The organism is Desulfobulbus elongatus DSM 2908, assembly GCF_000621145.1.
Taxonomy (GTDB): Bacteria; Desulfobacterota; Desulfobulbia; order Desulfobulbales; family Desulfobulbaceae; genus Desulfobulbus; species Desulfobulbus elongatus.
Genome location: NZ_JHZB01000030.1, coordinates 40937 through 48501, shown reverse-complemented (window position 1 = coordinate 48501; position 7565 = coordinate 40937). Strand labels below are relative to the sequence as shown.

General features: G+C 64.2%; 6 protein-coding genes. 4 read left to right on the top strand and 2 right to left on the bottom strand.

All coding sequences use genetic code 11. From position 1 onward, the window contains the following. A partial coding sequence (locus tag Q362_RS0113760; protein WP_028319166.1) for a hypothetical protein occupies positions 1-404 on the bottom strand: 404 nt, incomplete at its 3' end. Between the two features lie 311 nt (positions 405-715). Between Q362_RS0113760 and Q362_RS0113755 the strand changes: the two genes are divergently transcribed. Beyond that, positions 716-895, top strand: coding sequence for a Trm112 family protein (locus Q362_RS0113755; protein ID WP_028319165.1), 180 nt, complete (start codon positions 716-718; stop codon positions 893-895). Positions 896-958: 63 nt separating this feature from the next. Here the strand turns inward: Q362_RS0113755 and ppsA are convergent, their stop codons facing one another. Next, positions 959-3409, bottom strand: a complete 2451-nt coding sequence (ppsA, locus tag Q362_RS0113750; protein ID WP_028319164.1) for a phosphoenolpyruvate synthase — start codon at positions 3407-3409, stop codon at positions 959-961. A gap of 269 nt (positions 3410-3678) precedes the next feature. Between ppsA and Q362_RS0113745 the strand changes: the two genes are divergently transcribed. The 3 genes from Q362_RS0113745 to nifS all read left to right on the top strand — a co-directional run bounded on the left by Q362_RS0113745 (position 3679) and on the right by nifS (position 7542). Next, entirely contained in the window at positions 3679-5436 is a 1758-nt protein-coding gene (locus Q362_RS0113745) for a phosphohexomutase domain-containing protein (RefSeq protein WP_028319163.1), read from the top strand. 85 nt (positions 5437-5521) lie between these two features. After that, the gene (nifU, locus tag Q362_RS0113740) at positions 5522-6358 is read left to right on the top strand and encodes a Fe-S cluster assembly protein NifU (RefSeq protein ID WP_028319162.1); all 837 of its coding nucleotides are present in this window, start codon (positions 5522-5524) and stop codon (positions 6356-6358) included. Then, entirely contained in the window at positions 6358-7542 is a 1185-nt protein-coding gene (nifS, locus tag Q362_RS0113735) for a cysteine desulfurase NifS (protein WP_035216803.1), read from the top strand. Before nifU ends, nifS begins: the two co-directional genes overlap by 1 nt. The last annotated feature ends 23 nt before the right edge of the window (positions 7543-7565 follow it).

The following is a 7565-nucleotide window of genomic DNA, read 5'->3' as shown; positions in this document are numbered from 1 at the left end:
ACCGGGGTGTTGTCCTGCAGGGTGGCGCACATCACCTCCCCCGGCAGGTTGAACCGGTAGAGTGCCTCCCGGTTGACCTTCAACAGCCCGTCCATGGCCGCGGTCAGGCTGACCTTGCCCTCGACGATCTCGGTAGAATACTCGATGCCGCTGCCGGCCAGGGCCTCGGCCATCCGCAGGGCCGCCTCGTTCTCGTGGATCTCGTCCGGACCCAACTGCAAGACATACACATGGTCCTTGCCCAGCCGGCGGAGATGCTCCACATCCTCCGCCCGAATGATATGCCCCTTGCGGAAAGCCCGCCCCTTGAACTCGTCCCTGACGATCTCGGTGATGTCGTGCGGCAGCACCATCCCCACCGCATCCTCTACCGGAATGATATTTTTTCGCGCGCTGTCCGTCATGTTCCGCGTGCCGCTCGTCCCTGATTGTTCTTTCCCTACCGTAAAAACGCCGCATCGGGCCTGAGCCGGGTATTATAGGCATCTTTGCCTCTTCCCGCCACCGGGAATCGGCCCGATGCACTGCGCCCGCAGCCGGCAAAAAAACTTTTTCGACGGCCATCCCACATCCGGCATGAAAAAAACCGCGCAACCGGATACAACCTGTGCCGATGGCAATGGGCGCCCCGCCCGCGAAGAGCCGGGCCGGCTCCGGCATCCGTTCGGAACGGCCGCCGGAACGGCGCCTTTCACCCGCACACCAGGACACGACGATGATCAAGAAAGAACTGCTGGACATCCTGGCCTGCCCCCAATGCAAGGGGCCGGTGGAACTGACCCCCGAGGGAAACGGCCTTGTCTGCCGGGCCTGCCGGCTGCGCTACGAGATCCGCGACGGCATCCCGATCATGCTGATCGACGAGGCCAAACCGCTGGAGGAAAGCAAACCGTAAAACAAAGCCGGCGGCACCACTAGGAGCCGCCGGCTTTGTCGCCTTCAACCGCTTGGCCAAGCGTTACGGGGCAATGCCCAGTTCACGCTCCTTGGCCGCGATGGCCAGGCGGGTCTTGACCACCGTGTCCGACACCAGGCTGATCGAATCGATCCCCTCCTCCACGAGGAAGGTGGCAAAGTCCGGGAAATCCGACGGCGCCTGGCCGCAGATGCCGATCTTGCGGCCGCGCCGCCGGGCGGTGGCGATCACCATCTTGATCAGGGTTTTGACCGCCTCGTTGCGCTCGTTGTAAATGTGCGCCACCAGGTCGGAGTCGCGGTCCAGGCCGAGCGTCAGCTGGGTCAGGTCGTTGGAGCCGATGGAGAAGCCGTCGAACACGTCGCAGAAGGCGTCGGCGGCGATGACGTTGGACGGGATCTCGCACATCACGTAGACCTCCAGGCCGTTCTCGCCCTGCACCAGCCCGTTTTCCCGCATCACTTCAATGACCCTGCGCCCCTCTTCCGGGGTGCGGCAGAAGGGCACCATCAGCTTGATGTTGGTCAGCCCCATCTCGCCCCGCGCCTTCAACAGCGCCTTGCACTCCAGGTCGAAGGCCGCCCGGTAGCGCGGATCGTAGTAGCGCGACGCCCCGCGCCAGCCGATCATCGGGTTGGACTCTTCCGGTTCGTAAAGATGGCCGCCGATCAGGTTGGCGTACTCGTTGGACTTGAAGTCCGACAGGCGGACGATCACGTCCTTGGGATGGAAGCCGGCGGCAATCCGGCCCACGCCCTCGGCCAGCTTGTCGATGAAGTACTGGCGCTTGTCGGTGGGGTAGGCCGAGGTACGGTCGTCGATGTCCTGGACGATATCGAAGATCTCGTCGTCGTTCTCGGCCTGCTCCTTGAGCTTCTCATAGTTGATCAGGGCCAGCGGGTGGATGCCGATGTGCGAGTTAATGATGAACTCCTCGCGGGCCAGGCCGACGCCCTCGTTGGGCAACTGGCTCTCGACAAAGGCTTTTTCCGGCAAGCCGACGTTCATCATCACCTTGGTGCGGGTGGGCGGGATGTTGTCGAGATCGAGCGTTTCGATCTGGAACTTGAGCAGGCCCTCGTAGATATGGCCGGTCTCGCCCTCGGCGCAGGAGACCGTCACCTGCTGGCCGTTCTCGATGACCTGGGTGCCGTTCTCGGTGCCGATGACGCAGGGGATGCCCAGCTCGCGCGAGATGATCGCCGCGTGGCAGGTGCGGCCGCCGCGGTTGGTGACGATGGCCCCGGCGGTCTTCATGATCGGTTCCCAGTCCGGGTCGGTCATGTCGGTGACCAGCACCTCGCCGGGCTTGAAGTCGTGGATCTGGCCGACATTGCGGAGGACGCGGGTCACGCCCTGGCCGATCTTGGCGCCCACCGCCTGGCCGCTGGCCAGAAGGGCCCCCTTTTCCTTGAGCACGTAGGTCTCCATGGTCCGCTTGCTGGCCTGGGAATGCACGGTCTCCGGCCGGGCCTGGACGATGAACAGGGTGCCCGTGCCCACGGCCGCGCCGTCGCCGTCCTTGGCCCATTCGATGTCCATGGGCCGGCCGTAATGGTCCTCGATGATGCAGGCCCAGCGCGCCAACTGGAGGATCTCGTCGTCGCTTAAGATGTAGGAGCCGCGTTCCGCCGGCGTGGTTGCCACGTTCTTCACCGGCTCCTCGGCACCCGGATCGGTGTTGTAGACCATCTTGATTTCCTTGGTGCCCACCCGCTTGCCGACAATGGGCCGCTTGCCCTCCTTGAGGGCCGGCTTGAACACGTAGTACTCGTCGGGATTGACCGCGCCCTGGACCACGTTTTCGCCCAGGCCCCAGGCGCCGGTGAGGAAGACCGCGTCCTTGAAGCCCGATTCGGTGTCGATGGAGAACATCACGCCCGAGCAGGCGGAATCGGAGCGGACCATCTTCTGCACCACGATGGAGAGGTAGACGTCGAACTGGCCGAAACCCTTGTCGTGGCGGTAGGAGATGGCGCGGTCGGTGAACAGGGAGGCGAAGCAGCGCTTGCAGGCGTCGATCAGCGCCTCCGGACCGCGGATGTTGAGGTAGGTGTCCTGCTGGCCGGCAAAGGAGGCGTCGGGCAGGTCCTCGGCGGTGGCCGACGAGCGGACGGCGACATCGACCTCGGGGCCGTAGTCCTCCTCCATTTTCCGGTAAGCGTCGAGAATCGCCTGGCGCAGATCGGCCGGGAACTCGGCGGTACGGACGATTTCGCGGGCTTTGGCGCCGCGCTCCTGCAGATTGTACAGATCGCCGGTATCAAGGCCGGCCAGTGCCTCGCGAATGGCGGTCTCCAACCCGGCTTCCTTCAGCAGATACCGGTAGGCGTAGGCGGTGATGGCGAAACCGTTGGGCACCGCCACCCCCTTGGAGGTCAATTTTTGGTGCATCTCGCCCAGGGAGGCGTTCTTGCCGCCCACCCGCGGGACATCCTCGATGCCGATCTCGTCAAACCAGAGAATGAGCGCTGTTTCGTGCGTGTTGTTCATCACCTACCCCCTCGCAAAGAAAACCGTCGGCTGGGCCGGGCCCGCCCGGCAACCCCCGTTGTCGGCAACCGGCGTAAAATTGGTTTGTAAGATACTAATTGTAAAAAAAAAACGTCTCCCGGTCAACCGAAACGTCCCGTGGGCCTGCCCTGCCGGGACCACAGACAGGCACCGCCCCCGCAGCCTTGCCAAGATCGGCCCGGCGGGCTATATTGACGGAATATATTTGTTTTTTTCCTATCAAGCAGGTGTTGCATAACGGAGCCGCCATGACCATCGCCCACGAGATTGCCGCCATCAGCACCGACTGCATTGTCACCGGAAACCATGAGCAAAGCCGCTATTTCGAGGCGATCAAGCGGCTGGTCGCGGGGCGCAACGCGGCCGCGTCGCCTGCGGACCGGGTGCCGTGGCAGACCGAAATCGACCGGATCTATCAGTTGATCGAGGACGAAATGCGGACCCGCACCGGCGCGCCCGCCAAAGCCGTGGCCTTTGGCACCTCGGGTTGGCGGGGCACGCTGGGCAAGGATTTGTTTGTCCGTTCGGTGGCAACGGTCACCGCGGCCATCCTCGGCATGTATAAGGAGGCGGACCGCAACGAGGCGCTGCGGCAGGCCCTGGGCGTATCCGGTTTCGCCGAGATGCGGCTGCGCGGCTGCGTGGTCGGCTTCGACAACCGCTTCGGCGGACCGCTGCTGGCCCGGGCGGCGATTGACGTCCTCTGCGCCAACGGCGTGCGCGTCTATTACGCCGGCGAAGCCACCACCGGCGCGCTTTCGGCCTCGGTCCTGGTCCGCCGGGCCGCCTTCTCCATCAACCTCACGCCCAGCCACAATCCCCTGGAGTACGGCGGCTTCAAGTACAACGCCGCCGATGGCGGTCCGGCCGCGCCGATCCTCACCGACACCATCACCCGCCTGGCCGGGGAGTACATGGCATCGGGCCGCGCAGACCTTCTTCCGGCCGAACTCGATGTCAACAGGCCCCTGGAAAAGCAGCCGGGCCTCGTCCCCGAAGACGCCCTGGCCAGTTGGCAGCACCTGGTCCGCAACAACGTCCAGCGCCACGGCATCGACTACGACCGGCTGCTGGCCGGGCTGGCGGCGAACAGCAGGGTGACCGTGTGCGTCGACGCGGTCCACGGCGCCGCCCGCACCTATCTGGCCCGGCTCCTGGACAATCCGCCGCCCGAGCGGCTGACCCTGCTCCGCGCCACCGCCGACCCCACCTTCGGCGGGATCGCGCCGGAACCGTCCTCGGCCAACATGCGGCCGGTGCTGGCCGCGCTCGCGGCCCGGCCCGAGCCGCTCAAGATCGGGGCGATCATCGATCCCGACGGCGACCGCATCCGCTTCACCGACGGCGACGTCGAGATCTCGATGAACCAGTTCGGGGCGATGGCCTACCATTTCCTCCACGAAATCAAGGGCAAGCGCGGCATGGTCGCCAAGACCGTGGCCACGAGCAACCTGGCCAACGCCCTGGCCGCCCAGCTGGGCGAGGAGGTGTTCGAGCCCAGGGTCGGCTTCAAGGAGTTCAAGCCGGTGATCGACCGGGCCCTGGTCTTTTTCGAGGAATCGGACGGTATTTCCATCATCGGCCACACCCCGGAAAAGGACGCCTTCATCGGCCTGATCCTGGCCATCGACATGACGCTTACCCTGAACAAGCCGCTGGGCCAGTACCTCGCCGACATCGAGGATCAATTCGGCCACTACTATCCCGACCGCGACGGCGTCGCCGTCTCCCAGCAGGGCGAGGCCCTGCTGTGCAGCCTGGACAAATTGCGCGCCTACGGACCGGGCAGCACGATCCGGGTCGGCGAGGGCGAGCGGACCATCACCGAGGTGATCGATATCGACGGCCGCAAGATGATCCTCGACGACGGTTCCTGGATTATGATCCGCCCCTCGGGCACCGAGCCCAAGGTCCGGTTTTACGTCGAGGCCAGGAGCCGGGAGGAAACCGTGCTGCTGGTAAAAAGTGCCAAATCGATGCTTGCCGAAACAGGACTCTTGCCCTAATGTAGCAAGGTGAATTCGCCCCCCTGTTCCCTCGGACAACAAGGGGTTTGCACGCATCGACAACCCATCACCATCGAGATTTGCCATGTGGGAATATACCGATAAAGTTCAGGACCATTTCATCAACCCCCGCAATGTCGGCGAGATCGAGGATGCCGACGGCGTGGGCAACGTCGGCTCCATCGCCTGCGGCGACGCCCTGCGGCTGACCATCAAGGTCGACGAGAACCAGGTGATCACCGACGCCAAATTCAAGACCTTCGGCTGCGCCTCGGCCATCGCCTCCTCCTCGATGCTCACCGAGATGCTCAAGGGCATGAAGCTGGAGGACGCCAAGAGGCTGACCAACGACGACATCGCCAGGGCCCTGGGCGGCCTGCCCAAGGAAAAAATGCACTGCTCGGTCATGGGCCGCGAGGCCCTGGAGGCGGCCATCGCCGACTATACCGGCGCCATCCTGCCCATGGCGCAGGGTGAGGTGGTGTGCGAATGCTTCGGCGTCACCGACCTGGAGATCATCCGCGCCATCCGGGAAAATGCGCTGACCTCGGTGGAGGACATCACCAACTTCACCAAGGCCGGCGGCGGCTGCGGCAAGTGCGAGGGCAAACTGCGGGCGCTGCTCACCGAGACGATGGCCGGGGAAGCCGGCCAGCCCACGGGCGTGGCCAAGAAAAAACGCATGACCACCCTGGAAAAGATCAAGAAGATCGAGGAGGTCGTCGAGCGGGAGATCAAACCGACCCTGAAAAAGGACGGCGGCGACATCCGCCTGATCGACGTGGACGGCGATTTCGTCACCGTGTCGCTGCGCGGCTCCTGCGCCAACTGCCATTCGTCGCGGACCACCCTGAAAGAATACGTGGAGAGAAAGCTGCGCGAACAGGTTCTGGAAAGCCTGATCGTCGAGGAGGACAAGTAATGGCGGTGCTACCCGAGCAGGTCATCTACATGGACAACAACGCCACCACCCGGATCGCCCCCGAGGTGCTGGACGCCATGATGCCCTACCTGACCCAGTTTTACGGCAACCCCTCCTCCATGCATACCTTCGGCGGCCAGGTCGGCCAGGCGATCAGCCAGGCCCGCCAGCAGATCGCCGATCTGCTCGGCGCCGATCCCGGCGAGATCGTGTTCACCAGTTGCGGCACCGAGAGCGATTCCACCGCCATTCTCTCCGCCATCCAGAGTTTCCCGGAGAAAAACCATGTGATCACCACCAGGGTGGAGCACCCGGCGGTGAAGAACCTCTGCGACAACCTGGAAATCTTCACCGGCCGCAAATACCACGTCACCCGCCTGCCGGTCGCCGCCGACGGCACCCTGGATATGCAGCGGTACCGGGAAAGCCTCACCGACGACACCGCCATTGTCAGCGTGATGTGGGCCAACAACGAGACCGGCGTGCTCTTCCCGGTGGAGGAGATGGCGCAGATCGCCAGGGAGCGGGGCGTCCTCTTTCATACCGATGCCGTGCAGGCAGTCGGCAAGGTGCCGATCAACCTCAGGGAAACGGCCATCGATTTTCTCTCGCTTTCTGGCCACAAGCTCCATGCCCCCAAGGGGATCGGCGTGCTCTATGTCCGCAAGGGCACGCCCTATATCCCGTTCATGAACGGCGGCCACCAGGAGCACGGCCGCCGGGGCGGTACCGAAAACGTGGCCTCGATCATCGGCTTGGGCCGGGCCTGCGCCCTGGCGGCCGAGAAAATGGAGGAGGAGAACACCAGGGTGCGGGCGTTGCGCGACAAGCTGGAACAAGGACTGCTGAGCACGGTGCCCAAGGCGTTGCGCAACGGACATCCGACCCAACGCCTGCCCAACACCGCCAACATCAGCTTCGAGTATGTCGAGGGCGAGGCCATCCTCCTGCACATGAACCAGCTCAACATCTGCGCCTCCTCCGGCTCGGCCTGCACCTCCGGCTCCCTGGAGCCGTCCCACGTGCTCCGCGCCATGGGCGTGCCGTTCACCGCGGCGCACGGTTCGATCCGCTTCAGCCTCTCGATCTACAACACCGAAGAGGAGGTCGATTTCGTGCTGGCCAGGATGCCCGACATCATCACCAAACTGCGGGCCCTGTCTCCCTTCTGGGAAGACAAATAGGCCACCGTCCTGTGGCGCCGCCG